The sequence below is a fragment of the Microtetraspora sp. NBRC 16547 genome (assembly GCF_030268965.1).
GTDB lineage: Bacteria > Actinomycetota > Actinomycetes > Streptosporangiales > Streptosporangiaceae > Microtetraspora.
In genome coordinates, this window is record NZ_BSSE01000002.1 from 417,511 (window position 1) to 442,621 (window position 25,111).

19 protein-coding genes and 3 pseudogenes are annotated in these 25,111 nt (G+C 69.3%); 15 read left to right on the forward strand and 7 right to left on the reverse strand.

The genetic code is table 11. From position 1 onward, the window contains the following. Position 1 precedes the first annotated feature (1 nt). Together QSK17_RS04580 and QSK17_RS04585 are read right to left on the reverse strand one after the other, a co-directional pair. Complete coding sequence (locus QSK17_RS04580; protein WP_285703113.1) at positions 2 to 931, reverse strand: diacylglycerol/lipid kinase family protein; 930 nt, start codon at positions 929 to 931, stop codon at positions 2 to 4. Between the two features lie 114 nt (positions 932 to 1,045). Continuing rightward, positions 1,046 to 3,862 carry an immune inhibitor A domain-containing protein gene (locus QSK17_RS04585; RefSeq protein ID WP_285703114.1) on the reverse strand — a complete coding sequence of 939 codons (2,817 nt, stop codon included), beginning with the start codon at positions 3,860 to 3,862 and terminating at the stop codon, positions 1,046 to 1,048. A 248-nt stretch (positions 3,863 to 4,110) separates the two neighbouring features. Here QSK17_RS04585 and QSK17_RS04590 point away from each other — a divergent pair, with 248 nt between their 5' ends. From QSK17_RS04590 to QSK17_RS04620, 7 genes are all read left to right on the forward strand, one after another. After that, positions 4,111 to 5,460, forward strand: coding sequence for an FAD-binding oxidoreductase (locus QSK17_RS04590; protein WP_285703116.1), 1,350 nt, complete (start codon positions 4,111 to 4,113; stop codon positions 5,458 to 5,460). A gap of 69 nt (positions 5,461 to 5,529) precedes the next feature. After that, on the forward strand, positions 5,530 to 7,326 hold the full coding sequence (locus QSK17_RS04595) for a serine/threonine-protein kinase (RefSeq protein WP_285703117.1): 1,797 nt from the start codon (positions 5,530 to 5,532) through the stop codon (positions 7,324 to 7,326). Between the two features lie 69 nt (positions 7,327 to 7,395). Beyond that, positions 7,396 to 8,994, forward strand: coding sequence for an acyl-CoA carboxylase subunit beta (locus tag QSK17_RS04600; RefSeq protein WP_285703118.1), 1,599 nt, complete (start codon positions 7,396 to 7,398; stop codon positions 8,992 to 8,994). A 13-nt stretch (positions 8,995 to 9,007) separates the two neighbouring features. Further along, positions 9,008 to 11,014, forward strand: a complete 2,007-nt coding sequence (locus QSK17_RS04605) for an acetyl/propionyl/methylcrotonyl-CoA carboxylase subunit alpha (protein ID WP_352231766.1) — start codon at positions 9,008 to 9,010, stop codon at positions 11,012 to 11,014. Then, a complete protein-coding gene (locus tag QSK17_RS04610; protein WP_285703120.1) occupies positions 11,011 to 11,862 on the forward strand; it encodes an enoyl-CoA hydratase/isomerase family protein in 852 nt (283 codons plus the stop codon). The genes QSK17_RS04605 and QSK17_RS04610 overlap by 4 nt, the downstream gene beginning before the upstream one ends. After that, positions 11,859 to 13,697 (forward strand): acyclic terpene utilization AtuA family protein, encoded by a 1,839-nt coding sequence (locus QSK17_RS04615; protein WP_285703121.1) that lies wholly within the window; start codon positions 11,859 to 11,861, stop codon positions 13,695 to 13,697. The genes QSK17_RS04610 and QSK17_RS04615 overlap by 4 nt, the downstream gene beginning before the upstream one ends. Before the next feature lie 259 nt (positions 13,698 to 13,956). Further along, the gene (locus tag QSK17_RS04620) at positions 13,957 to 14,808 is read left to right on the forward strand and encodes a helix-turn-helix domain-containing protein (protein WP_285703122.1); all 852 of its coding nucleotides are present in this window, start codon (positions 13,957 to 13,959) and stop codon (positions 14,806 to 14,808) included. Between the two features lie 30 nt (positions 14,809 to 14,838). On the opposite strand, the gene QSK17_RS04625 is transcribed toward QSK17_RS04620, so the two are convergent. After that, positions 14,839 to 15,534 carry a hypothetical protein gene (locus QSK17_RS04625; RefSeq protein ID WP_285703123.1) on the reverse strand — a complete coding sequence of 232 codons (696 nt, stop codon included), beginning with the start codon at positions 15,532 to 15,534 and terminating at the stop codon, positions 14,839 to 14,841. Positions 15,535 to 16,488: 954 nt separating this feature from the next. Here QSK17_RS04625 and QSK17_RS04630 point away from each other — a divergent pair. The 3 genes from QSK17_RS04630 to QSK17_RS04640 all read left to right on the forward strand — a co-directional run bounded on the left by QSK17_RS04630 (position 16,489) and on the right by QSK17_RS04640 (position 18,199). Continuing rightward, a complete protein-coding gene (locus tag QSK17_RS04630) occupies positions 16,489 to 17,223 on the forward strand; it encodes an FHA domain-containing protein (RefSeq protein WP_285703256.1) in 735 nt (244 codons plus the stop codon). Beyond that, entirely contained in the window at positions 17,220 to 17,591 is a 372-nt protein-coding gene (locus tag QSK17_RS04635) for a hypothetical protein (RefSeq protein WP_285703124.1), read from the forward strand. The genes QSK17_RS04630 and QSK17_RS04635 overlap by 4 nt, the downstream gene beginning before the upstream one ends. 257 nt (positions 17,592 to 17,848) lie before the next feature. Continuing rightward, on the forward strand, positions 17,849 to 18,199 hold the full coding sequence (locus QSK17_RS04640) for a transposase (RefSeq protein ID WP_502889133.1): 351 nt from the start codon (positions 17,849 to 17,851) through the stop codon (positions 18,197 to 18,199). 290 nt (positions 18,200 to 18,489) lie between these two features. Here QSK17_RS04640 and QSK17_RS04645 read toward each other — a convergent pair whose 3' ends face one another. After that, positions 18,490 to 19,362: an FHA domain-containing protein gene (locus tag QSK17_RS04645; RefSeq protein WP_285703127.1), complete on the reverse strand. Its 873-nt coding sequence runs from the start codon at positions 19,360 to 19,362 to the stop codon at positions 18,490 to 18,492. A 67-nt stretch (positions 19,363 to 19,429) separates the two neighbouring features. Continuing rightward, the gene (locus QSK17_RS04650) at positions 19,430 to 19,648 is read right to left on the reverse strand and encodes a hypothetical protein (RefSeq protein ID WP_285703128.1); all 219 of its coding nucleotides are present in this window, start codon (positions 19,646 to 19,648) and stop codon (positions 19,430 to 19,432) included. Positions 19,649 to 19,818: 170 nt separating this feature from the next. Here QSK17_RS04650 and QSK17_RS04655 point away from each other — a divergent pair, with 170 nt between their 5' ends. Then, positions 19,819 to 20,718 carry an FHA domain-containing protein gene (locus QSK17_RS04655; RefSeq protein ID WP_285703129.1) on the forward strand — a complete coding sequence of 300 codons (900 nt, stop codon included), beginning with the start codon at positions 19,819 to 19,821 and terminating at the stop codon, positions 20,716 to 20,718. Positions 20,719 to 20,988: 270 nt separating this feature from the next. Here the strand turns inward: QSK17_RS04655 and QSK17_RS04660 are convergent, their stop codons facing one another. After that, on the reverse strand, positions 20,989 to 21,126 hold the full coding sequence (locus QSK17_RS04660) for a hypothetical protein (protein WP_285703130.1): 138 nt from the start codon (positions 21,124 to 21,126) through the stop codon (positions 20,989 to 20,991). A gap of 149 nt (positions 21,127 to 21,275) precedes the next feature. On the opposite strand from QSK17_RS04660, the pseudogene QSK17_RS04665 reads away from it, so the two are divergent. Then, positions 21,276 to 21,458, forward strand: a pseudogene (locus QSK17_RS04665) (hypothetical protein); the annotation flags it as partial. 21 nt (positions 21,459 to 21,479) lie between these two features. Here the strand turns inward: QSK17_RS04665 and QSK17_RS04670 are convergent. Beyond that, positions 21,480 to 21,755 (reverse strand): hypothetical protein, encoded by a 276-nt coding sequence (locus QSK17_RS04670; RefSeq protein WP_285703264.1) that lies wholly within the window; start codon positions 21,753 to 21,755, stop codon positions 21,480 to 21,482. Here QSK17_RS04670 and QSK17_RS04675 point away from each other — a divergent pair. The 3 genes and pseudogenes from QSK17_RS04675 to QSK17_RS04685 form a co-directional block, all read left to right on the forward strand. Then, a complete protein-coding gene (locus QSK17_RS04675; RefSeq protein ID WP_285703257.1) occupies positions 21,691 to 22,014 on the forward strand; it encodes a transposase family protein in 324 nt (107 codons plus the stop codon). The genes QSK17_RS04670 and QSK17_RS04675 overlap by 65 nt on opposite strands. A 104-nt stretch (positions 22,015 to 22,118) precedes the next feature. After that, a pseudogene (locus tag QSK17_RS04680) lies at positions 22,119 to 22,685 on the forward strand (DUF4158 domain-containing protein); the annotation flags it as partial. A 21-nt stretch (positions 22,686 to 22,706) separates the two neighbouring features. Then, a pseudogene (locus QSK17_RS04685) lies at positions 22,707 to 25,111 on the forward strand (Tn3 family transposase); the annotation flags it as partial.

Here is a 25,111-nt window from a genome sequence, read left to right on the forward strand (position 1 = left end):
ATCAGGTGTCGACGAAGCCCGGCGGGACCATAACGCGTACGCCGTTCGGGATGGTCTTGAGCACGAGCGGGGTGCGCAGCCGGACCTCGCCGTCGATGTCGGCGGCCATCGGGGGGTCGGTCTCCAGCAGCATCTCGGTCCCGGAGACGAACGGACCGCCCGCGAGGCTCTGCCAGCGACCGGTCGTGGCCCGCACCAGGGTCTCGGCGAGCAGTCTGAGCCGCTTGCCCGAGCCGAGCTGGTAGGCGACCAGTGTCCGGTTGTCGATGCTGATGTCCCTGGCGATCTGCCATCCGCCGTGGAACCGGCCGTTGGCGATGTTGAGCTGGTGGGTGAGCACCTCGTGCCGCCTGCCGTCCACGGTGATGTACGCCCGGAACGGCTGGTGGCGGGGAAGCAGCCGGATCGCGGTCAGCGGGTAGGCGGCGCGGCCGAGGAGCCGCTTGACCCACGGCCGCACGGTGCCGGCGACCTCGACGGACACGCCGAAGCTGGCCAGGTTGGCGAAGGGGCGGTCCCCGCAGAGGCCGAGGTCGATGTCGGCGACCTTGCCCTCGGTGAGGACCCGTACGGCGCCGGCGAGGTCGAGCGGCAGGCCGAGGCTGCGCGCGAAGTTGTTGGTGGTGCCGAGCGGCAGGACGCCCAGGGCGACGTCGCGGTGCGCGATGTGGTTGATGGAGCTGCTGAGGGTGCCGTCGCCGCCGCCCACGATGAGCAGGTCGGGGGCGGGATCGAGGGCCCGTTCGATGGTGTCCCTGAGCCGGGTCGGGTCGGTGACCTGGTGGACGCCGACCAGCTCGAACCGGCCGGCTCGGAGGAGCCGCAGGACTTCGGGGTAGTGCCGCCGTCCCCGCCGTGATCGCGTGTTCACGACGACGGCGGCACGTCGGCGTGCGTGGATCGCCTCCGTGTGGTCGGCTTTGCTCCGCATGATCACATCGTAGGCGGGCCCGGCGGCTGATTTCGCCGCCGGGCCCTGACCGTCGCGTTACGCCCTTGTGGGGCCACTACACCCCGGGATCACGGGATGTGACTACTTCTTGGACTACTTCTTGGGCACCGTGAACTGGACGACCGCTCCGAGGTTGAGCGGCATCGGCGTGAGCAGCCTGATCTTCACGCCGAGCTGCTTGTTCTCGTCGCCGGGGTTGCCGGTGCCGAGGATGGCGCCGCCGATGTCCGTGCCGTACAGCTCGGTCGCCGGGGTGCCGTCGGGGTGGACGATCCGGGTGGTGTACTGCTGGTTGTCCTTGGACGGGACGACCGTGGAGCCGTCACGGTGCCGGTAGAACAGGCGGCCGTCGCGGATCTCGAAGCCGGGGTACCAGCCCTTGGCGTCGGTGAACTCCTGCACCGCGGCCTGCTTGGGGAACGACGTGCAGTACGCGGTGAACGGCTCGCCCTCGATGCACTCCTTGAACGGGTAGGTGCCGACGAAGTTGAACGCCGCGTTGGAGGACTGCGGGCGGGACGGGAGGTTCTTCAGCGTCGACGGGTCCTTGGTCGCCGCCTCGCCCGTACGGCGCAGCGGTTCGAAGTGCGAGTCGACGAGGAGGAGCTGGCCCTTCGGTCCCACCGAGGGCAGGTCGAAGTTGCTGTCCGCGACGTTGTTCGCGGCGCGTGAGGTGTCGCGGTACCAGACCAGCAGGCCGGGCGCGTTGTACTTGACCTTCTCGACCTTCCAGGCGCCGTCGCGGTTCCAGGTCGTGTCGTAGGTGTACTCGAGGCCCTTGTCGAAGCCGTCGAAGTTACGCCACTCCGCCAGGTAGTACTGCGCGGACTGCATCTCGCCGGCGTGCATCACCCAGCCGGCTCCGGCGGTGTTGGTGAAGGTGCCGGTCGTGGCGGTCCAGCCGCCCGCGCCGTTCTCGACGTCGTCGCTCCAGACGGACGTGCCGCCGTCGGTGAGCGAGAAGTCGTCGAGGAACCAGCCGGTGTTGACGGACGCCGCGTCCGTGGCGTACCGCAGGCGGACTTGGACGGTCTTGCCGGCGAACGGCGTCAGGTCGGCGTAGAGGTGGGCCCAGCCGTCGGTCTCACCGGTGATGCCGTACTTCTTGTTGCCGTAGTCGCGCAGGCGGCCATTGGGGTCGGCGTAGCCGTCGTCGGTGCTGGCGAGGGTGCCGTCCTCCTTGTAGACCTTCTGCTCGGTCCAGGTGGCGCCGCCGTCGGCGGAGACCTCGAAGAACCCGAAGTCCCAGTTCTCCTCGATGCTGTAGTCGCTCCACCACCAGAACTTCTCGTCGGCGCCGGCCGGGACGTCGAGCGTCCTGGTCAGCTTGGAGTCGCCCCAGTTCTGGTCGCTGTTGGACCACCAGACCTTGGAGCCGCTGTGCGGGGTGGTCATGACGACGTGCTTGTCCGGCAGGTTGATCCGCACGCCGTCCTCGGTGCCCTTGGGCGTGCGCGACGACTGGCCGACGGTCAGCACCTTGGTGCCGTCACCGGGGTTGAGGTTCTTGGGGTTGGCCCAGCCGAGCACCCACTTGTCCCACAGGCCCATGTGCGTCGGCAGCGACTGGAAGATCGGCCCGGAGTGGGAGCCGCTGGCCATGAGGTCCCAGAAATCCACGTCGGAGTCGCCGCCGCCGGTGGCGTCGTAGAGGTCCGGCAGGCCGAGGTCGTGGCCGTACTCGTGGGCGAACACGCCCACCCCGGAGTCCTCCGGCTGGAGGATGTAGTTGGAGATCCTCACATTGGTGCCGGGGATCGTGTAGCCGCCGGTCACGTCGCTGGAGTGCGCCCACAGGGCGAAGGTGCCCTCGGCGCCGCCGCCGCCGGACTTGTCCTCACCGGCGTGGATCAGGACCAGGTGGTCGATCACGCCGTCCGGCTCGTCGTAGTCGCCGTTGCCGTTCGCGTCGGAGACGTCTTCCCTGTCGTAGTCGGCCCACGGGAAGTTCGGGTTCTGCGCGGCGAGGGCGTTCACCGCGTCGATCGCGAGCTGCGCCGCGCCGCGCGGGTTGTCCGGGTGGCCGCTCATGTCCTGCATGGTGGCGCCGCACTTGCCGGCGCCGTACCACGCCTCGGAGTGCGGGACCTTGATCCAGCCGACCGCCTCACCGGAGACCGTGTACGCGCCCTTCGAGAGCTCCTCGTACATGTTCTTCATGGTGGAGCGGGAGATGTCGATGCCCTTCTTGCCGTCCCTGGGGTCGGTCAGGTCGGGGCGGACGCGGGTGGTGATGCCCTCCGAGGAGTAGAGCATCTTGTTGTAGTGGGCGTTGTTGAAGTCCGACACCCACATCGAGTTGTTGTCCTTGCCACCCCCCGCCGCGTTGGCCGGGTTGGGGATGGTGTTGTGCAGCGGGCCGTTCAGCTTGGTGCCGGGCGGCTCGGTCACGCAGTCGTCGACGTTGTCGATCGTCTTGGGGTGCGACCAGCCGGAGAAGTCGTCGTTCGCCTGGTCGTTGAACTCGACGAGCAGCGTGAGCAGCTTGGCGGTCTTGGTGGTCTTCGACTTCTTGTAGATGAAGTCGAAGGGGTTCTGACCGGTCCTGATCGCACGCTTCTCGTTCTTGGCGAGCTCGCGCGCGGCGACGGGGTTGCCGCTGGCGAACTTGTGGTCGATCTCCTTCGCGAGCGCGGCGGTGCGCTGGGCCCCCTTCGTGAGGACCTGTTCCGGCGTTTCGGTGACGTCGCTCTGCACACGCGGCGACTCGTAGTTGATGTAGTGGTCGCTCGCCGAAGGCTGGTAGTTCGCCTGGGGGGTGGCCGTGGCCGCACCCGCGGTGGCCAGTCCCGCCGCCGCCAGCCCGAGGGCGGGCACGACCGCGACAAGACGCCTGAGTCTCCTGGACAACAAGATCCCTTCCCCGCCCGGGGTCGCCGGGCGCATCACGAGGCGCGCCGGGATGATCACGCGCCTGGCCCCTGGATCCCGCGGCGAAGCCGCCCTAGATCCGCAAGCGGACGATAAGAAGGAAGTAAAGGAATCGTAAAGAGGCGAGATCGAACTTTCTCAAACCGTGATCTCTCTGGGACCGATTCGCCGCCCGACCTGCGCGGACACCGTTTTGATCACGTCCGACCACGCCGCGGGCCGCCTCCGGGGTCCCCACCTGCGGCCCTTTTCGCCAGGAGGGCGTGGTGGGCCGTAAAGTCCCTTTTGTGAGAGAGCTCATCGCCGCATTGCCCGAGGGGCGGGTGCTGACCGATCCCGATGTCACGGAGTCCTACGCCAGGGACCGGACCTTCCTGCGGCCCGGCAAGGCGCTGGGCGTGGTCCTCGCCCAGACGCGGGACGACGTGGTCACCACGATGCGGTGGGCCACCGAGCACCGGGTGCCGGTGGTGCCGCGCGGGGCGGGCTCCGGCCTCGCCGGCGCGGCGACGGCGGTGGACGGGAGCGTCATCCTGTCGCTGCACCGGATGACGTCGATCCTCGAACTGTCGCCCGACGACGAGATCGCGGTCGTCGAGCCCGGTGTGATCACCGCCGACCTAGACCACGCGGCCCGGGAGCACGGCCTGATGTACGCGCCCGACCCGTCGTCGTACGAGATCTCGACGATCGGCGGCAACCTGGCCACCAACGCGGGCGGGCTGCGCTGCGTGAAGTACGGCGTGACCCGCGACTCGGCGCTCGGCCTGGAGGTCGTGCTCGCCGACGGGCGCGTCCTCAACACGGGCCGCCGGACCGTGAAGGGCGTCACCGGCTACGACCTGACCGGACTGTTCGTCGGCTCCGAGGGCACGCTCGGCGTGATCACGAAGGCGACCGTGCGGCTGCGGCGGGCCCCGGCCGAGGTGGCGACGGTCGCTGCGGAGTTCACCTCGCTGCGGGACGCGGCGGCGGCCGTCTCGGCGATCATCGCGGCCGGGTGCCAGCCGTCGCTGCTCGAACTGATGGACCGCACGACCCTCAAGGCGATCGACGACTGGAAGAACATCGGCCTCGAAGCGGGCACGAAGGCGATGCTGATCGCGCAGTCCGACGCCTCCGACAGCCAGGAGGCCGCCGCCCGGATGGCCGAGCTGTGCGACGCGAACGGCGCGTCCTTCACCGCGTTGTCCGGCTCACCGGAGGAGGCGGCGGAACTGGTCGGGGTACGACGCCTCGCCTACCAGGCCAAGGAGCGCCTCGGGCAGTGCCTGGTCGAGGACGTCTGCGTGCCGAGGTCGGTGCTGCCCGACATGATCACCGCGGTGGAGGCCGCCGCGGCCAGGCACGACGTGATGATCGCGACGGTGGCGCACGCCGGGGACGGCAACCTGCACCCGGTGTTCATCTTCGAACGCGGGCTGGAGGAGCCCCCGCCCGCGGTGTGGGCGGCGGCTGACGAGGTGTTCCGCGAGGCTCTCGCGCTGGGCGGGACGCTCACCGGCGAGCACGGCGTGGGCCTGCTCAAGCGCCGCTGGCTCGCCCTGGAGTCCGGCCCGCTGGTGACCGAGATCCAGCACGGGATCAAGCAGGTGTTCGACCCGCTGAATATCCTCAATCCCGGCAAGGCTATTTAAACGTCACTCCTTGATTCACTGGTAGCGTTTTCCTCTCTTGTCACGCTAGTTCTGGAAAACGGGGTCAAGATGGCGCTGGGGGAAGGCGATCCGTCGAGGCTGGGCCCGTACGAGCTCGTCGACCGGCTGGGCGAGGGCGGCCAGGGGATCGTCTACCTCGGCCGTGGCCCGGCGGGCGAGCAGGTCGCGGTCAAGCTGCTGCACACCCGCTTCGCGGCGGACCAGGAGGCTCGGCACCGGTTCCTCCGTGAGGTCGCGCTGGCCCAGCGGGTGGCCCGTTTCTGCACGGCGCCCGTCCTGTACGCCGATCTCGTGGGGAACCAGCCCTACATCGTCAGCGAGTACGTTCCCGGGCCGTCGCTCCGGCAACTGGTGGACAGGGAGGGGCCGCGCAGGGGCGCCGCGCTCGAACGCCTGGCCATCAGCACGGCGACCGCCCTGGCCGCCATCCACCGGGCGGGGATCACGCACCGCGACTTCAAGCCCGCCAACGTCCTGATGGGCCCCGAGGGGCCGGTCGTGATCGACTTCGGCGTGGCGCGGGCGCTGGACTCGCCGCAGGCGACCGCGACCGGCGCCACCATGGGAACCCCGTCCTACCTCGCGCCCGAGCTGCTCTCGGGCGGTGAGGCGACCGGGGCCGCCGACGTCTTCGCGTGGGGCGTGACCATGGTGTTCGCGGCGACCGGAACGCCCGCGTTCGGCGCCGACTCGATCCCCTCCGTGATCACCCGCATCCTGAACATCGAGCCCGATCTCAGCACGCTCGGCCCGCCCCTGCACGACCTCGTCGCCGCCTGCCTGTCGAAGAACCCGGCGCTCCGTCCCTCCGCGGACGACGTGGTCGCCGCGCTCACCGGCCGCCCGACCGCCGCGCCCGTACAGGCCGGGCCCACCGCCGCGACCACACAGGCCGGACCGGCCGCGCCGCCGTCCGCCGCCTCGCCCCGTCAGGCGGCACCGGCACCGGCACCTGGACCTGCATCGGCGCCGAGCCGCCCCGCGCGCAAGGCGGGACGGCGGCGGCCGAGCCTGCCGATCCTGGCGGGTGTGGGAGGCGCGGTCGCGGTGGCGGCGATCGTCGGAGCGACCGTGGTGACCAACCGGACCACCGAGAACATGTCGAGCGAGCAGCCGGGAACGCCCGCGGCTCAGGCGAGCGGCTCCACGCCGGCCGGCCCCGCCCATCAGGTCATCCCCCCTCCGGCCAGGCCGCGCACGGCGCCGCCCTCCTCCCCCACGACCTCCCCCGCAACCTCTCCGTCCGGCTCTCTCACGGCCCAGCCCACGCACCGCCGTACCGCGCTGCCCACCGGGCTGCCCGACCCGGCGCGAAGCCCGGTGGGCGGCCGCACCGCGACGCCGGCGCCGTCGGCGTCACTGAGCCCGCCGTCGAACCCGACGCCGAGCGCCGTGGTGATCCCGCCGGAATCGGAGTCCGCCTCGTCGCCCGCCGCCACCAAGACGGCCGCGCCCGCGCCCACCAAGAGCGCCACCCAGGCCCCCGCGCCGACCAAGACCGCCGCGCCGCCCCCGAAGCCGAACCCGTACACCGCGACGGGCGTCTGCGGGGCGGGCTTCGGTGTCGTGGCCTCGCACTCGTGGGGCGGCAAAGCGACGACCTATCTGCTCTACAACGCGTCCACGGGCAAGAACTGCGTGATCACGATGTCGAAGTACGTGGTCCCCGGGAAGATCAAGATGGGCGCGGTCCTGAAGGTCAAGAACGGCGCCTCCGCCAGCGACTGGGGCTCGTACACGACGTACGCGGGGCCGCTCAGGCTCTCCGCGAAGGCCACCTGCGTGAGCTGGGGAGGCGGGTACGGCGCGGCCACGTGGACCAGCGGCTGGGAGCACTGCGGCTGACCGGCGTTGACGTGTGCGACGCTTTCCGAGCAGGATCTCCTCCATGGCAGAACATGGTTCGGTGGCTCCATGACGATCTTCACGAGCCGGCTGGACACCTCCAGCCAGGAGTTCGGCGCGCGCCGTGACGCCATGCTCGCCAAGCTCGCGGAGCTGTCGGCCGAGCACGCCAAGGCCGTGGGCGGCGGCGGCGCGAAGTACGTCGACCGGCACCGGGCGCGCGGCAAGCTGCTCGCCCGCGAGCGGGTCGAGCTGCTGATCGACCCCGACTCCCCGTTCCTCGAACTCTCCCCGCTGGCGGCCTGGGGCACCGACTACCCCGTGGGCGCCAGCGTGGTCACCGGCATCGGGGTGATCGAGGGCGTCGAGTGCGTGATCAACGCGAGCGACCCGACGGTGCGCGGCGGCGCGTCCAACCCGTGGACGCTGCGCAAGTCTCTCCGCGCCGCCGACATCGCCCTGCGCAACCGGCTCCCGCTCGTCAACCTCGTCGAGTCGGGCGGCGCGGACCTGCCCGCGCAGAAGGAGATCTTCATCCCCGGCGGGCAGGTGTTCCGCGACCTGACCCGCCTGTCGGCCGCGGGCGTCCCGACGATCGCGCTGGTCTTCGGCAACTCGACCGCCGGAGGGGCATACGTGCCCGGCATGAGCGACTACGTCGTCATGGTGAAGGACCGGGCGAAGGTGTTCCTCGGCGGGCCTCCCCTGGTCAAGATGGCGACCGGCGAGGAGGCCGACGACGAGTCACTCGGCGGCGCCGACATGCACGCCCGCGTCTCCGGGCTGGCCGACTACCTCGCCGCCGACGAGCACGACGCCCTCCGGATCGGCCGCCGGATCGTCAGGAGGCTCAACTGGCGCAAGGAGGGGCCCGCTCCGGCCGCCGCCGCGCCGCCGCCCCGCTACGACGAGGACGAGCTGCTGGGGATCGTCCCGGAGGACCTGAAGATCCCGTTCGACCCGCGCGAGGTCATCGCGCGGGTCGTCGACGGCAGCGACTTCGACGAGTTCAAACCGCTGTACGGGCCGAGCCTGTTCACCGGGTGGGCCGCCCTGCACGGCCACCCGATCGGCATCCTGGCCAACGCCCGCGGCGTGCTGTTCGGCGAGGAGTCGCGCAAGGCGGCGCAGTTCATCCAGCTCGCCGACCAGTCGCGCACGCCGCTGGTCTTCCTGCAGAACACGACGGGCTACATGGTGGGCCGGGAGTACGAGCAGGACGGCATCATCAAGCACGGCGCGATGATGATCAACGCGGTGTCCAACTCGACGGTCCCGCACATCACGATCGTCATGGGCGCCTCCTACGGCGCGGGCAACTACGGCATGTGCGGCCGGGCGTACGACCCCCGGTTCCTGTTCTCCTGGCCGAGCGCCAAGTCGGCCGTGATGGGGCCGGCGCAGCTCGCGGGCGTGCTGTCCATCGTCGGGCGAGCCGCCGCGGAGGCCAGGGGCCAGGTCTACGACGAGGGGGCGGACGCCGCCATGCGGCAGATGGTCGAGGCCCAGATCGAGGCCGAGTCGCTTCCGTTCTTCCTCTCCGGGAGGCTGTACGACGACGGGGTGATCGACCCCAGGGACACGCGCACCGTCCTCGGCCTGTGCCTGTCCGCGATCGGGAACGCGCCGGCCGCCGAGCCCGCGGGCTACGGCGTCTTCCGGATGTGAGGGTGTGATGGGGGTGATCCACCGGCTGCTGGTCGCGAACCGCGGGGAGATCGCCCGTCGGGTGTTCCGCACCTGCCGGGACCTCGGCATCGAGACGGTCGCCGTCTTCTCCGACGCCGACGCGGACGCGCCGCACGTGGCCGAGGCCGACCAGGCCGTACGGCTCGGCGGCCCCCGTTCCTATCTGGACGCGGCGGGCATCGTCTCGGCGGCACGGGCGTCCGGCGCGGACGCCGTGCATCCCGGGTACGGCTTCCTTTCCGAGAACGCCGAGTTCGCGCGGGCCGTGCTCGACGCGGGCCTGATCTGGGTCGGCCCGCCGCCGGAGGCGATCGCCGCGATGGGCGCCAAGATCGAGGCGAAGGCGCTGATGGCCGCCGCCGGGGTGCCGGTGCTCCCGACCCACGCGCTCGACGGCGACGCCCCGCCGGACGTCCCGCTGCTCGTGAAGGCGTCGGCGGGCGGGGGCGGGCGCGGGATGCGGATCGTACGCGACGCGGCGGAGCTGGCCGGGACGGTCGAGTCGGCGCGGCGCGAGGCACTGGCGGCCTTCGGCGACGGCACCGTCTTCGCCGAGCCCCTGCTGGAGCACGCCCGGCACATCGAGGTGCAGATCCTGGCGGACTCCCACGGCACGATCTGGGCCCTCGGCGAGCGCGAGTGCTCCATCCAGCGCCGCCACCAGAAGATCATCGAGGAGGCGCCCTCCCCCGCCGTCTCCCCGGAGCTGCGCCGGGAGCTGTCCGACGCCGCGGTGAAGGCCGCCCAGGCCATCGGTTACGTCGGCGCGGGCACGGTCGAGTTCCTCGTCAAGGACGACGCCGTCGCCTTCCTTGAGATGAACACTCGCCTCCAGGTCGAACACCCGGTGACCGAGTACGTCTACGGCGTTGACCTGGTCCGGCTCCAGCTGGAGATCGCCGAGGGCACCCCGCTCCCCGGGCTCGCTCCGAGCCCGGTCGGCCACGCGATCGAGGCCCGCCTGTGCGCCGAGGACCCCGCGAGCGACTGGCGGCCGCAGGCCGGCGTGCTGCACCGTTTCGAGGTGCCCGGCGTGGACGCCGAGTTCCGTCCCGCCGGCGGGCTGCGCCTCGACTCCGGCGTGGTGGACGGTTCGGAGATCAGCCCGCACTACGACCCGATGCTGGCCAAGGTCGTCGCCTACGCGCGCACCCGCGCGGGCGCGGCGCGGCGGCTGGCGACCGCGCTCGCCGGGGCCCGTCTCCACGGCCCGGTGACCAACCGCGACCTGCTCGTCAACGTCCTGCGGCATCCCGCGTTCCTGGCCGGCGAGACCGACACGGGCTTCCTCGAGCGGCACGCCCTCGCCGTGTCGCCGCCGCTCGCGGACACGGACGCCGTACGCGTGTCGGCGCTGGCCGCGGCGCTCGCCCGGGCGGCGGCGAACCGGGCGGCGGCCAGGGGGGTCGGCGGGGTGCTCGGCGGGCTGCCCAGCGGCTGGCGCAACGTCGTCTCGCAGCCCCAGCGGGCCGCGTTCCTGGCCGCGTTCCCGTCCGCGCTCCCCTCCGCTGCCTCGCCCACCGGGGAGGGCGCGGACCCCGCGACACGGATCGAGATCGCCTACCGGATCACCCGCGACGGCCTGGCCGCCGACGGCTTCGGCGGCGTGGAGCTGGTGTCGGCGACGCCCGGCGAGGTCGTGCTGTCGGTGTCCGGGGTGCGCCGCGCGTTCGCGGTCCACGCCTGTCCCGGCGTCACGCACGTCGACTCCGTCCTCGGCCCGGTACGGCTGACGCCGCTCGAACGGCTGCCGGAACCGGCGGAACGGGTGGAGCCGGGATCGTTGCTCGCGCCCATGCCGGGTACGGTCCTCCGTGTCGACGTCGAGCCCGGGGACCGGGTCACCGCGGGCCAGCCGGTGATCGTCCTTGAGGCGATGAAGATGGAACACCAGATCGTCTCCCCTAGCGCGGGGGTCGTCACCGCGCTCGACGCCGCCGCCGGCCGCCAGGTCGAGGCGGGAGCCGTACTCGCCGTGATCGAGGAGCACGCCGAATGACATCGCTGGTACACCGTGAGACCGCCGGGGGCGTGCGCACGCTGACCCTCGACTCCCCGTCCAACCGGAACGCGCTGTCGGTCCGGCTGCTCGGCGAGCTGCGGGAGGCCCTGGACGGCGCGCTGGCCGACCCCGATGTGCGGGTGATCGTGCTGACCGGCGCCGGGCCGGTGTTCTGCTCCGGCGCGGACCTGAAGGAGCAGCGCGCGCAGCGGGAGGGCGAGCCGGGGGCCGCGCCGGTGACCGGGGCGTTCCCCGAGATCCTCTCCCTCATCTGGGACAGCCCCAAGCCGGTGGTCTGCCGGCTGAACGGCACGGCGCGGGCGGGCGGCCTCGGCCTGGTGGCCGCGTGCGACTTCGCCATCGCTCCGCTGTCCGCGACGTTCGCGTTCAGCGAGGTGCGGCTCGGCGTCGCGCCCGCGATGATCGCGGTGACCTGCCTGCGGCGGATGGAGCCGCGCGCGGCGGCCGAGTACTTCCTCACCGGCGAGCCGTTCTCCGCCGCCCGTGCCGCGGAGATCGGCCTCCTCACCAGGGCGGTGCCCGACGAGGAGCTGGACGCGACGGTGGCGCATTATGCGGGGATGCTGCTGCGCGGCGGCCCGGAGGCGCTCGCCATCACCAAGCGGCTGGTGCGCGAGGTGCCCGCGATGCCGGTCGCCGAGGGCATGCGCCGGATGGCCGAGCTGTCGGCCGAGCGGTTCACCTCCGACGAGGGTCAGGAGGGCATCCGCGCCTTCATGGAGAAGCGGCCCGCCGCCTGGGTCCCCGAGCCGACCACCCAGCCGGCTACCCAGCCGACCCCCCAGCAGGCCACCGAGCCGGCCCATGGGGAGGCGCCGCGGTGACCGCGCCGCTCCGCGTCGCCAACTGCAGCGGGTTCTACGGCGACCGGCTGTCGGCGGCGCGCGAGATGGTCGAGGGCGGCCCGATCGACGTGCTCACCGGCGACTGGCTGGCCGAGCTGACCATGCTGATCCTCGCCGGGAACCGGCTGAAGGGCCGCCCCGGCTACGCCAGGACGTTCCTCACCCAGATGGAGCAGGTCCTCGGCACCTGCCTGGACCGCGGCATCAAGATCGTCACGAACGCCGGGGGGCTGGATCCGGCCGGATGCGCGGAGGCGGTGTCCGATCTGGCGGACCGGCTCGGCCTGTCCGTCACCGTCGGCCACACGCCCGCCGTCGATCCGATCGAGGGCCGGGTCCGCGTCGCCCGCCGCCGCGTCCGGGTCGCCCACGTGACCGGGGACGACCTCCTGCCCCGGCTGTCGCCGGGCTCCCTCTCGCCGCTCCCGCCGCGCGCGCTGGTCGACATGGACACCGGCGGGCCGCTCGCCGGCCGGCCCGTCACCGCCAACGCGTACCTCGGCGGACGGCCGATCGCCGTCGCGCTGGAGCAGGGCGCCGACGTGGTCGTCACCGGGCGGGTCACGGACGCCGCCCTGGTGACCGGTCCGGGCATGTGGCGGTTCGGGTGGCGGCCCGGCGACCTCGACGCGCTCGCCGGATCGGTGGTGGCCGGGCACGTCATCGAGTGCGGCTGCCAGGCGACCGGGGGGAACTACGCCTTCTTCGAGGAGGTGCCGGACCTGGCGCACTGCGGTTTCCCGATCGCGGAGCTCCACGCGGACGGGTCGAGCGTGATCACGAAGCACCCGGGGACCGGCGGCCTCGTCTCCGTCGGCACGGTCACCGCCCAGCTCCTCTACGAGATCGCCGCACCGCGCTATCTCGGGCCCGACGTCACGGCCCGCTTCGACACGATCCGTCTGGAGCAGGAGGGCCCGGACCGGGTCCGGATCACCGGAGTGCGCGGCGAGCCCCCGCCGGACACGCTCAAGGTCGCGCTCAACCACCTCGGCGGCCACCGCAACACCATGACGCTCGTGCTCACCGGCCTCGACATCGAGGCCAAGGCGCGGGTCGCGGAGGAGGCGGTCTGGGCACGGGTCCCCAGGGAGTCCTTCGAGCGGGTCCACGTCGAGCTCACCCCGCTGTCCGGCGGCCTCCCGGAGGGCGCGGCCGAGGGCGAACCGGCGACCGCGCTGCTGCGGATCACCGTCATGGACCCCGACAAGGACAAGGCCGGGCGGCGGTTCTCCTCGGCCGTGGTCGAGACCGGGCTGGCGAGCTATCCCGGGTTCTACGCGCTCACTCCCCCCGGCGACGCCTCGCCGTACGGCGTCTACTCGCCCGCGCTGGTGGACGCGCGGGAGGTGCCCGCCGTCGTCACGATCGACGGGCGCAGGATCACCGTGCCGCCGTCCGCGCGCACGGACCTGTCCGGCGGCCGCCGGGACGTCGCCCCCGCCCCCACGCCCGTTCCGGAGCCGCCCGCCGGCCCGGTAAGGCGAGCGCCGCTCGGGGCCGTCGCCGGGGCGCGCTCGGGCGATAAGGGAGGCGACGCGAACCTGGGGGTCTGGGTCCGGACGGCCGGGCAGTACGCCTGGCTGGCCGCCGAGCTCACCGCCGACCGGCTGAAGGAGCTGCTCCCGGAGACGCGGGATCTCACCGTCGAGCGGTTCGAGCTGCCCAACCTGCTGGCGCTCAACTTCGTCGTGCACGGGCTGCTCGGCCGGGGCGTGGCGGCCAGCCCCCGGCTCGACCCGCAGGCCAAGGCGCTCGGGGAACGGCTGCGCGCGGTCGTCGTGCCAATCCCGGAGCGACTTCTGCCGGATTGATCCCCCTTGATCGCACGTGATTCCGGCGAGATCAAAGCCTCCGGCGATTGCGCGCAATTGCGGCTGACCGGGATCGCCGGACGCGTGCTCGGCTGATCACGATTAGGCACACTCCTATGGCCGGATCGCCCCGGCGGGTCTACCTTTGAGCGCACCACAGGCGGAGGTAGCACGTGACCGACCGAAGCACCCGTACGGCGACCGTCCGATCGTGTGCCGAAGGGGGGATCCCGGCGGCGGCGCGCGGGACGGAGCTCGGGTGAGCGGCTTCCAGCAGTCCCGCATGGATCTGGGCGCCGAGCTGCGGCGGCTGCGCGACGGCGCCCACCTGTCCGGCAAGGAGCTGGCCGAGCGCCTCGGCTGGCAGGCGTCCAAGGTCTCGCGCATCGAGAACGCCAGGCAGACCGCCACCGAGGACGACGTGGTCACCTGGGGGCAGGCCGTGCACGCCGACCCCGACACGGTGGACGGCCTGATCCAGCGGGCGCGCGGCCTCGTCGAGCGGCAGGACTCGTGGCGGCAGCGGCACAGGAGCGGCCTGGCCGCGCTCCAGGAGGACATGCGCGACCTGGAATCGCGGACCCGGACCATCCGGGCGTTCGAACCCGGCATCGTGATCGGCCTGCTGCAGACCTCCGAATACGCCCGCAACATCTTCACCCGAGTGCGCCGCCTGTACGAGGCGACCGACGACATCGACGCGGCGATCCGGGTCCGGATGCAGCGCCAGGAGATCCTCTACGACCCCACCCGCTCGTTCCGGTTCGTCCTGCCGGAGGCGGTGCTGCGCTACCGGTTCGCGCCGCTCGACGTGATGCGCGGGCAGATGGACCGGCTGCTTGCCGTCACCACCCTGCCGAACGTCGAGTTCGGCGTCATCCCGACCGGGGCGCTGCTGCCCACGACCCTGGTGAACCCGTTCTGGATCTACAACGACTCCCTGGTCGGGGTCGCCACCAAGACCAAGGAGATCCTGCTGCGCGACTCCGAGGACATCGCGTTCTACGCCCGCGAGTTCGAGGAGCTCTTCGCGGTCGCCGCGTTCGGGGAGGACGCCCGCCGGCTGATCGTCCAGGTGATCGACGACTACGGCCGGCAGCCGCCGGACTGACCGCGCGAACGGCCGGGCCGCACAGTCGCCTCAGCGGGGCCCGAACCAGTCGAGAGCGTCCTCGCCCAGGTTCCAGGCCTGCCGGAGGAAGGGCGTAGTGGAGATCGACGCGAGGATCCTGGAGTTCGCGGCGCGGACGACCTCGGCCTGATCGGTGAGCGGGCTGTCCCGGGAGAGGTCGAGCAGCCAGAGTGGCCGAAGCTCCGCCCCGCGGAGCGCCTTCGCCTCCGTCGACTCGATCCCAGCGTGCACCCAGCGGGCGCCGGCCGCCGCGAACCTTCTCATCTCCCTGCGAACCATCTCCCTGCGGCGGCCGCCGAGCGAGCTCAGCCAGGCCTCCCACCCCTCCTCGGGGACGCGCATACAGGCGTCGACGTTGAGCAGCACGGGCAGGGCCCGCACACCGTCATCCTTCAGCGCCGCCACATCGTCGCCGCCCAGGTACATCGCCACAACGGGGAGGGCGATCTCGTCCAGGGCCGCGCGCAGGCACGCCGCGGCGTCCCGTGCGCCGGCGCCGGGGGTGCGGAGCAGATGCGCCTGGTAGCCACACTGCGGCCCGGCCAGCAACCCGGCGGGGGCGGGCGCGGGCAGGCCCCGTGCCGTGAGGATCGCGGTCCAGTCGTAGAAGGAGTTGGTGACGCCGTCGACCTCGGAGACCGGCAGGGCGACCAGCCCGCCGCTGGGCAGTGCGGCGGTGAGCGCGCCGACAGGGACCGGCGACATGGCCGCACAGAAATCCAGCCAGTGACGCGACGAATAGAAATGATTGACGGTCATCGAGTCCCACGAATGTGCCGACACCCCGCCCAACGGATCGGCGAATGAGGGATCCACGAGAAAGCCCCCGACTTCACAAACCATCATTCGAACCACTCCGAACGCGTCGAGAATGCCATTTTGCCAAGAACGGTGTCAAGGCTCGCCCGGCGTCCGGCAATTCAACGGTTATCCCTACATGCAATATGGGAAATATTTGAGCAGCCCGCCATACTTGGTCCGCACACAAGGAGATACGAGTTTCGGGCGACCGAATCGAAGCCGCCGGTCGCGGCGCCAAATCGAAAACGACCGTCCACACCACAGGCGGCCCGAACGCCGATCAGAGCCACGACCCGACTCATTAACGCAAGCTATTGACACCAAAAGTCAACCTGATAATAATCTGCACGGGTTGGCGGAGCTCGGCTCCCCAATTCATTCGCCGATTATCTCGACGGCGACGTCAACAGATCGTCGCATTCCAATCGCCTTATCGAAGATGGCGAATCTACACGTCACATGCCTGCAGGTCTGCCGTAATCGGCCGAAGAGAGCCGACAACCCGCCGCGGTGCGCATACCGCGGGTCTTGACAGTCGCCGAGTGGGTCGCATGCATGGCCGGGCGCCGAGAGGCCGCGTTCGGCACCACCCAAGGAACCAGACACTGCAGGCCGGTCTCCCCTCGATATCACGAAAATCGTTTCCCGATCCGCCGCCGAGGTAATTTGCGACAGCCGGTCCGCCTATTTTCGGAAGAACTCTTTCTCCGGCAACGCCAAACCGAGCCGGACTTGTCGCGAAATCGAGCCTGAAAAGGCTGGCGGAGTTAATCCTGACGGCGCACCATGAACAGGGGCCCTGCGGGTGCCAGAGGAGACGGCATGGCAATGTCATCAGATGATCCCCGACTGGTCGTCATGTATCCGTCACAGCTTGCGGGGACGGTGCTTTCTGTGGGCCCCGGACGCCGGTCGCTCGGCCGAGGGCATGCCGCCGATCTACGACTCGACGACCCTCACCTCAGTTCCATCCACGCCGCGCTGAGCCAGGCGGGTGGTCAGACCAGCGTGGAGGACCTGGGATCGCGCAACGGCACGTTGGTCAACGGCGAACCGGTGCGGCGACCGCGGGTGCTGCACGATGGCGACGTGGTCCAGTTCGGCATGGTCCGCGCGCGGTACGAGGTGCCTGGTAGCACCGGCATGATGCCGCCCGCCCGGCCCGCGCAGGAGCGCCCGATCCGCTTCGACGTCGACCGGCAGACAGGCGGCCAGATCAACAATGTGGGCCGCGACCAGTACAACCACTACTCCCAGCAGCGGGAGAGCTTCCTGCGGGAGGTCGCGGCGGCTCGCACCCGGGCGCGCCACTTGATCTGGCTGAGCGTGGTCATGTCGTTTGGCGGGGGCCTCGTCGCTGCCTGGGATTTCTCCAACACTCTCAAGAGAGCGGCCGAAGGCGAGCCGTTCGAGAGCCCCTTCAGCCCAGTCTTGATGACTTCGCTGGCCGTCGGCGTGGCGGGCAGCGTGCTCCTCTGGATCGCGTTGATCATGCACATCGTCACCGCCGCGCGCGGCAAGAAAGTGGACAGCGACCCCCGCCACGGCTGGAACGCCCCGGTCCACCGCGGACGAGTTGGAGGATGGGATTGACGTTCAACATCGGCAACCAGCAAGCCGTCAACATCAACAACGTGGGCGGCGACCAGACTATCCAGGGCGGCCAGCAGGGCACGTTCCTCGGCGGGGAGCCCAGTGAGTGGGCCGCGTCGCTGGTGACCCGGCTCCATGCTCTCAGCCTGCCGTCCGAAGCGGCCGAGGCAGAGGCCGTACAGACCGAACTGAACCGCGCGCGACCCGATCGCCAGAGCATCGCCACCCGCCTGACCCGGCTGACCGAGGTACTGAGTTCGGCGGGGGCGATCGCCGCGGCGGGAGAGTCCTTGCGCGGGCCGCTGATGGCTCTGGCGGGCTGGCTGGGGGCGCTCGGAGCTCCCATCATGCGCATGCTCACGGGCTGAGCCAGGCAGGAGGACGATCCCCCGCGCGCTGCCATCCTCCCCCAGAACCGCCTCCGGGGCGGCTCTCGCCGCCCTGCAGGCGGGATTGAAGATAAACGGGTCTGTCGCATAACTGACGAGGGTTGATCGGTTGGGGTCCACGGATGGGCCAACCGCCGCCGGCTGCTCCTCGCCCGCGAACTCCTGTCCGACCGCAGTTTTAAATGTGGAACGACCTGATCGACCACGAGCCGACCGGGCAGATCCTCACCACCTGAATCGCCAAGGAGGAGCTCCGCTCGCTGCTGGTGTGTGCCCGTCAGCAGGCTCCGCGCTCGGCGATCTCCCACCGGCTGTTCTGCTTCTACTCCTGGTGTGCGAACTCCGACATCCCCGAGCTGTCCAGGCTGGCGGAGACCATCTCCGAGTGGTGGACCGAGACACTCGCGTTCATCACCACGGGCGTCACCAACGCCCGTACCGAAGGGGCGAATCGGCTCATCAAGAACACCACCCGCGTGGCGTTCGGCTTCCACAACCTCGACAACCAGCGCCGCCCGCGTACGGTTGGCGTGCACACATCACGTGATCAAACCAGCGACATGAGGGCGAGCATCCCCCTCAATTGATGAGCCCGGATCGGACGGGACCTGAGCACCACCAGACCACCTACGACCTGCAGCGACGCATTTCTGAACGGGTGTAGCTCGATTGCAGGGATGGTTTGACCTGGGACGTTTATGGTCTTCTCGCCGTGGGCGGGCTCGTCCCTGCCGTAGTTGGTCGACGGCGGGGAGCTGGCCAACGCGGGTCCGACCAGACAACCAGCCATCGCAGCGTGTCGCCGAGAACATCGGCCTCCCCTTCGAGCGCGACGCGTCCCCGGTCGGGCCTCCCTGTCCGCATTTACGCCGCATCTCTATGACGGCCAGGCGCGCTCGGCCAAGCGTCGCCGCCGCCGGTCGTTCTCCCTCTCCGTCTGCAGATATAGGACGAGGAAGAGAGCAAGAAGAAGACCGTCTGGGAGAGCCTGGTACCCGTCCGGGAGCCGGACATGCCGGGGGCGGCTGCCGCGCCTGTCATAGGAGATGGGCAGCGGCCCGATCGTACGTACTCTGTCGCCGAGCTTGTAGTGGCCCACCTTGTACGGGCCGATGCGTCGTGGCTGCCCTGACCAGCGGTGGTACTCCACCTCCCACGTTCCGAGCATCTTCGGCCGGCTGCTCCACCGCTTATACGCGATCTCGATGTCACCGATCTTCCGCAACCGGCTGCCGAACCAGTCGTACTCCAGCAGCCACCGCCCGAGCGTGCGGGGCCTGCTACCCCACCGGTCGTACGTGATCCTGGCGTCGCCGATGGCGCAGAGGCGATTGCCGTGCCTGTCATAGCTGAGTTGGAGTTCGCCTGTCTGCCGGTCGATGTCGAAGCGGACCGGGCGCTTCTGCCTGCGTCGGGCGGGCGGCATCATGCCGGCGCTCCCAGGCACCTCGTACCGCGCGCGGACCATGCCGAACTGGACCACGTCGCCATCGTGCAGCACTCGCGGTCGCCGCACCGGTTCGCCATTGACCAACGTGCCGTTGCGCGATCCCAGGTCCTCGACGCTGGTCTGGCCGCGCGCCTGGCTCAGCGCGGCGTGGATGGAACTGAGGTGAGGGTCGTGGAGTCGTAGATCGGCGGTGTGCCCTCGGCCGAGGGATCGGCGTCCGGGGCGTACAGGAAGCACTGTCCCCGCGAGCTGTGACGGGTGGATGACGACGAGTCGGGGATCCTTTGATGACCTTGCCATGTCGTCTCCTCTGGTGCCTTCGGCCCCTTTCCATGGTGCGCCGCCAGGATTAACTCCACCAGCCTTTTCAGACTCGGTTTCGCGAGGAGTCCGGCTCGGTTTGGCGTTGCCGGAGAAAGAGCTCTTTCAAAAAGAGGCGGACCGGCTCGCCGCAATTAACCTCGGCGACGCATTGCTCGACAAGCTTGGCCACCAGTTCCCGATCCGAGGCCTGCGGCTCTTTATGCGCCACCGCGGCGTCCTCCAGGCCATCCGTCGCTTGTGATGCCTGGATCACAGTAGCCATCGAGTGTCTTCTCCTTGATCAGGAGTTACACCGAAGACCGTGCAGTCCCGAACGATCTCCCGTTGAGCGTTCTTTAGACGTAAAGTCGAAAGAGCGCTCCACGACGAGGAGTGCCTGCCGCAACAGCGGCTGAGGTGTGGCGACTCTGAAGCGGTCATGGGGAGGTCTGCATGGAACGGGCCTATCTCGAGGTTTACCGTGATGACGACCCTATATTGGTAGAGCTCGACGGCAACCTGCTCACCATAGGTCGCGCGAGGACCGATGGAGTGTCGTTTCCGTCAGATGCGACGGCCTCGAGGGAACACGCCCTCCTTGAGCGACTCGACCACGGGTGGTGCCTCCGCGACACGGGATCGTCCAATGGCACCTTCGTCAACGGGCAAAGGGTCACCACCCAGTTCTTTCTCCGGCCTGAGGACGAGATAGCGGCCGGCGGGAACCGGATCGTATTCATGGTTCGCGGAGCGAACATCGATTCACCGGTGTCGTTGCGCAACCGGGCTGGTCATCGCGCACCACCGCGGTTTCCCCAGGACCTGTCAGCGGCATCAGCCGAGTTCGACTGGCTGGTGGACGATGTCACAATCGTCCACCATGCATCCGGCACAGGCGCCCGCAGCTTCACGTCCTGCCGCGCGAAGCGGCCTCCGCCTGTGAGGCGGCAGTTCGCCGACCGGGGCTCTTCACAGCCCGGGCACGCCACTGTCGTGGGTCAGGCGCGCGGCATTCAGCAGCGTAGTGAGAGGTATGGGGATGGCGGGAAAACCGTCCTGGCGTTCAGGGTTGAGCGGTACGACAATTCTGGAAACCGGCTTCGGCCGGTGCCCGTGCAACTGCGGGCGACCTGGTTCGATGGATCGCTCTGCGAGGGGGACGAGGTCAGGGTCACCGGTCGATGGAAGAATGGCACGCTCCACACGGATCGGGTGGAGAACATGACGACGGGCGCGGCCATAATGGTCCCGTCTTCAAAAGGGTGCCTAGGGTGCCTGATGGTCTTCCTCGTTGTCGTCGCCCTCGTGGCGATCCTGTTCGTCGTCTTTTTCGCGAGTTCCAATTTCCAGTAATACTCAGGGTGAGCCGGACATGAGCCGGGGAATGCCCAGGAGCAGGTGGATCAGAGTGAGCGGGAGTTTCGGGAGCGGGCAGATCGGAATAAGCGGGAATCCGATGAGAAGGTACTACATCCGTAGATCGTCCTCGGGTTTGACGGACGCAGCGGCATCGGATGCGTGATGGTCTGCGAGTGTCCTTACTCGCCTACGAGATGTATCTTAAGGAGAAATTCAGCCGGGACTTCTGGCGCTCTTAAGAGGCCTGGCGAATATATTTTCGACTCAGCCGCTGACGGGCTTCCAGTGCCAGGTGTTGCTGGGGTATCGGACGCACTTGTAGCGCTTGGTGTGAGCGGCGGCCCGCATGGAGTATCCGTAATCGTTGTACTGACGTTTTCTCACCGAGATCGACTCGGACATCAGGGCTTTCCCCGGCAGGAACAGGCACGCTCGTGCAGATACACGGATGAATATCAGGAACCCCAAAAAGAACGTGGAGCCGCCGGTAGAAGGGGTCTCACCACAAGATCCTCACACCGAGAAAGCTCCACGTGATCGCCTATCCTGCCATGCTCGACGTCTCCCGTGAACTGATCCGCTACGTCGGCCGCCTGCTACACACCGAACGCCGCCACCGCGGAACGCCCAAGAGGTCTCGGCGCCTGACCTGCTTCTCCCAGGCACTGTTCGCCCTGGCCTGGTTCCGCTCCAAGCCCAACCTCCGCCTGCACGGCATCGCGTTCGGACTGTCCCAGGCCACCGCCTACCGCTACCTACACGAGGCCATCGACGTCCTGGCCGATCAAGCCCCCGACCTGCACGAAGCCTTGGAACACGCCGCCGACCGCGTCCCCCACCTCATCCTCGACGGCAAAATCTTCGACACCGACCGCTGCCGCATGAAGACCACCAGCGTGAAAGGCGAAACCATCGACGCCTTGGTTCTCCGGCAAGACCGGCGACTTCGGCGGCAATGTCCAAGCCCTGTGCGAACCCGACGGCTTCCCCATCTGGACCAGCGACGTCGAACCCGGCGGTGTCGTCGACATCGAAGCCGCTCGCCGTCACGTGCTTCCTGCCGTCTACCCGTACGCCAAGGCCATGCCCGTACTGGCCGACCCCGGCTATCAAGGTGCAGGTCACGGCATCGTCGTGCCGTTCAAGCAACCCGCCGATGGCACCATGCTCAGCGTCGACAACCGCGACCGCAACGCCCTACAACGAGCGCTACGCAGCCTCGGCGAACGCGGCTTCGCCCTCCTCACCGAACGCTGGACGGCCCTGCAGCACACCACGCTCAGCCCCTAGCCGGATCGGCGAGCTTGTCCGCGCTGCACTCGTCCTCAGCCGGGTCTTCCTGATGGAGATCGCCGCTCGGACTCCCGGCGACGGCCTGCTGGCCCTCTACCACCTCTCGACGGGTGGAGAAGGTGTTCTTCCTCGATGACGCGGATCGCAGGCTGGTGAAGAGGTGCAGGGGTCCGCACAACCGGCTCGGCTATGCCGTTCAACTCACGACGGTCCGTTATGTCGGCAGGTTCCTGACGGATCCGTTGGACGGGGTGCCGACCGAGGTGATCGACTGCCTGGCCGAGCAGCTGGGGATCCAGGACGCGTCCTGCCTGAAGAAGTACGCGCAGCGGGAGGAGGCGCACCGCGAGCACGCCGGCCAGATCCAAAAGATCTTCGGGTTGAAGGACTTCGCGGACTGCGAGGGAGAGTTCGTGGCGTCGTTGGCGGCGCACGCGTGGAACTCCGGGGACGGGCCGACGGCGCTGTTCCAGTGGTCGGTGCGCTGGCTGCGGGAGAACGATGTGCTGTTGCCGGGGGTCACGACGTTGACGCGGTTGGTGGCACGGGAACGTGACGCGGCGACGCAGCGCCTGTACGACATCCTCGCCACGGGGCCGACGGACGAGCAGGTCCGCGGCATGGAAAGCCTGTTGGAGGTTCCGCCGGGCAAGAAGGTGTCGGAGTGAGAGCGGTGGCGGACCGGCCCGTCCAAGGCGTCCGGGCCCGGTCTGGTGAAGGCGTTGGCGCTGGTGGAGGAGATCCTCGCCTCGGGGCTGGGCCGATTGGAGCTGGATCCGTCGGTGCCGCAGCGGCGGCTGGTGGACCTGGCCAGGTACGGGCTGGGCGCCCGGTCGGCACAGATGAAGCGGCACCCGCATCAGCGGCGTATCGCCACGCTGGTGGCATCGGTGCGGCGGTTGGAGACCAAGACGATCGACGACGCGCTGGAGCTGCTGGATCTGCTGATGGTGACCGAACTGCTGGGCAAGGCGCAGCGGGAGGCCGACAAGCAGAAGGTGAGGCGGCATCCGAAGCTGGCCAAGGCCTCGGCCCGGTTGGCACTGGCGGTCGAGGTGCTGCTGGAGGCGGCCGAGATCGGGGACGAAGTCCGGCTGTTCGAGGTGTGGGAGATGATCGAAACCCAGATCCCGCGCAGGGAGCTGCGGGACGCGGTGGAGACCGTGAACGAGCTGGTGCCGCCGCCGGACGCCGACGATGACGGCGGATGGCGGGCGGAGATGGCCTCGCGGTATGCGACGGTGTCGGGGTTCGTGAAGGTGCTGACCGAGGTGATCGAGTTCGGCGCCAACCCCGAGGGCGGACGCGTCCTGGCCGCGATGACAGCGCTGCCGAAGGCGCTGGCTCACAAGCCGAAAGATCATTCAGCAATGCTGCTGTCCATGCGCTTCGTCGACGCCGAAGTGGTGACGGGCGTGTGGAAGCGCCTGGTGTTCGGGCACCCGGCCCGCAAAGACGGCCTGGCCGACCGCAACGCCTACGTCTTCTGTGTGCTGGAACAGTTCCACCGCAGGCTGAAGCGCCGTGAGATCTACGCGCCGGGCTCTTCCCGCTGGCGGGACCCCACCGCCCAGCTGCTGGAGGGCGATCGGTGGGAGGCGGTCAAGGACAGCGTGCTCACCGACCTGGGCCTGCCGGACGATCCCGCCGACCATCTGACCGAACTTGAGGACGTCCTGGACCAGACCTACCGGGTGGTGCGCGCGGGGCTGGCCGCCAACGATTCGGTGACCATCGACGACGCCGGGAAGATCCATGTCGCGAGTGTGAAGGCGATCGAGGAACCACCCAGCCTGGTGGACCTGCGCAAGCGCATCGAGGCGATGATGCCGCGGGTGGACGTCTCCGAGGCGATCCTGGAGGTCCTGCAGTGGTGCCCGAAGTTCCTGACCTCGCTGACCTCTCTGGCGGGCGGTCACTCGCACTTGGCCGACGTCGACGTGTCGGTGGCGGCCTGCCTGACCGCGCAGGCCCTGAACATCACCTACACACCGATCGCGGTCAAGGGGGTGCCGGCGCTGGAGCGACACCGGCTCGGCCATGTCGACCACACCTACCTGCGCGCGGAGAACTACGCCGCCGCCAACCCCTTTCTGGTCGCCAAGCAGGAGAAGATCGGCTTCGCCAAGGCCTTGGGTGGCGGGCTGGTCGCCGCGATCGACGGGATGCGGTTCGTAGTCCCGGTCCCGTCGGCCTACGCCCGGCCCAACCGCAAGTACTTCGGCCCGAAACGCGGCGTCACCTGGCTGAACATGATCAACGATCAGGCGTTCGGGATCGCGGCGAAGGTCGTGTCCGGCACCGACCGGGACTGCCTGCACGCCCTGGACGTCATCTTCTCCTCCGGCGAGGGCCGCCGCGCGGACGTCATCGTGACCGACACCGGCTCATACAGCGATCTTGTTTTCGGGCTGGCGCATCTGCTGGACCGTGAATACCGGCCGGCGCTGGCGGACCTACCGGACCAGAAGCTGTGGAAGACCTACTCCGACGTCGACTACGGGGCGCTGAACTCCCTGGCCCGCGGGGTGCTGGATCTGCGCAAGGTCCGCAAGCACTGGCCGGACATCATCCGGCTGGTGGCCTCGATTTACACCAGCGCGGTCAGCCCGTACGACGTGGTCCGGATGCTGCAGCGCGACGGGCACCCCACCGCGCTCGGTGAGGCCATCAACACCTACGGCCGCATCTTCAAGTCCCTCCACGTCCTGGCCCTGATCGATGACGAGGAACTCAGGAGAGACATCAAGGGCATCCGCAACCTGCAGGAAGGCCGCCACGCCCTGGCCGAGCGGGTCTTCCACGGCCGCAAGGGCCAGCTGTTCCACCGCTACTACGAGGGCCTCGAAGATCAGCTGGGAGCTCTCGGCATAACTGCCTCGTTCTGTGGAATACGACCTATATCGACGACGCTCTGACCCAGCTGCGCGAGCAGGGCTACCCGGTGAAGGACGAGGACGTCGCCCGGCTATCCCCGTTCATCTGCAAGCACATCAACGTCCACGGCCGCTACTCCTTCTACAAGCACGACTTGGCCGGCGGGCGCCGCCCCCTGCGCGACCCTGACCTGACAGACGACCAGGAGGACGAATGA

Excerpts from the sequence above, each read along its gene's own strand:
- QSK17_RS04625 (WP_285703123.1), bottom strand. The coding sequence starts at position 15,534 with ATGTCGCCGGTCCCTGTCGGCGCGCTCACCGCCGCACTGCCCAGCGGC.
- QSK17_RS04630 (WP_285703256.1), top strand. The coding sequence starts at position 16,489 with ATGTATCCGTCACAGCTTGCGGGGACGGTGCTTTCTGTGGGCCCCGGA.
- QSK17_RS04600 (WP_285703118.1), top strand. The coding sequence starts at position 7,396 with ATGACGATCTTCACGAGCCGGCTGGACACCTCCAGCCAGGAGTTCGGC.
- QSK17_RS04645 (WP_285703127.1), bottom strand. The coding sequence starts at position 19,362 with ATGGCAAGGTCATCAAAGGATCCCCGACTCGTCGTCATCCACCCGTCA.
- QSK17_RS04610 (WP_285703120.1), top strand. The coding sequence starts at position 11,011 with ATGACATCGCTGGTACACCGTGAGACCGCCGGGGGCGTGCGCACGCTG.
- QSK17_RS04580 (WP_285703113.1), bottom strand. The coding sequence starts at position 931 with ATGCGGAGCAAAGCCGACCACACGGAGGCGATCCACGCACGCCGACGT.
- QSK17_RS04595 (WP_285703117.1), top strand. The coding sequence starts at position 5,530 with ATGGCGCTGGGGGAAGGCGATCCGTCGAGGCTGGGCCCGTACGAGCTC.
- QSK17_RS04655 (WP_285703129.1), top strand. The coding sequence starts at position 19,819 with ATGGAACGGGCCTATCTCGAGGTTTACCGTGATGACGACCCTATATTG.
- QSK17_RS04650 (WP_285703128.1), bottom strand. The coding sequence starts at position 19,648 with ATGGCTACTGTGATCCAGGCATCACAAGCGACGGATGGCCTGGAGGAC.
- QSK17_RS04670 (WP_285703264.1), bottom strand. The coding sequence starts at position 21,755 with ATGTCGACGACACCGCCGGGTTCGACGTCGCTGGTCCAGATGGGGAAG.
- QSK17_RS04660 (WP_285703130.1), bottom strand. The coding sequence starts at position 21,126 with ATGTCCGAGTCGATCTCGGTGAGAAAACGTCAGTACAACGATTACGGA.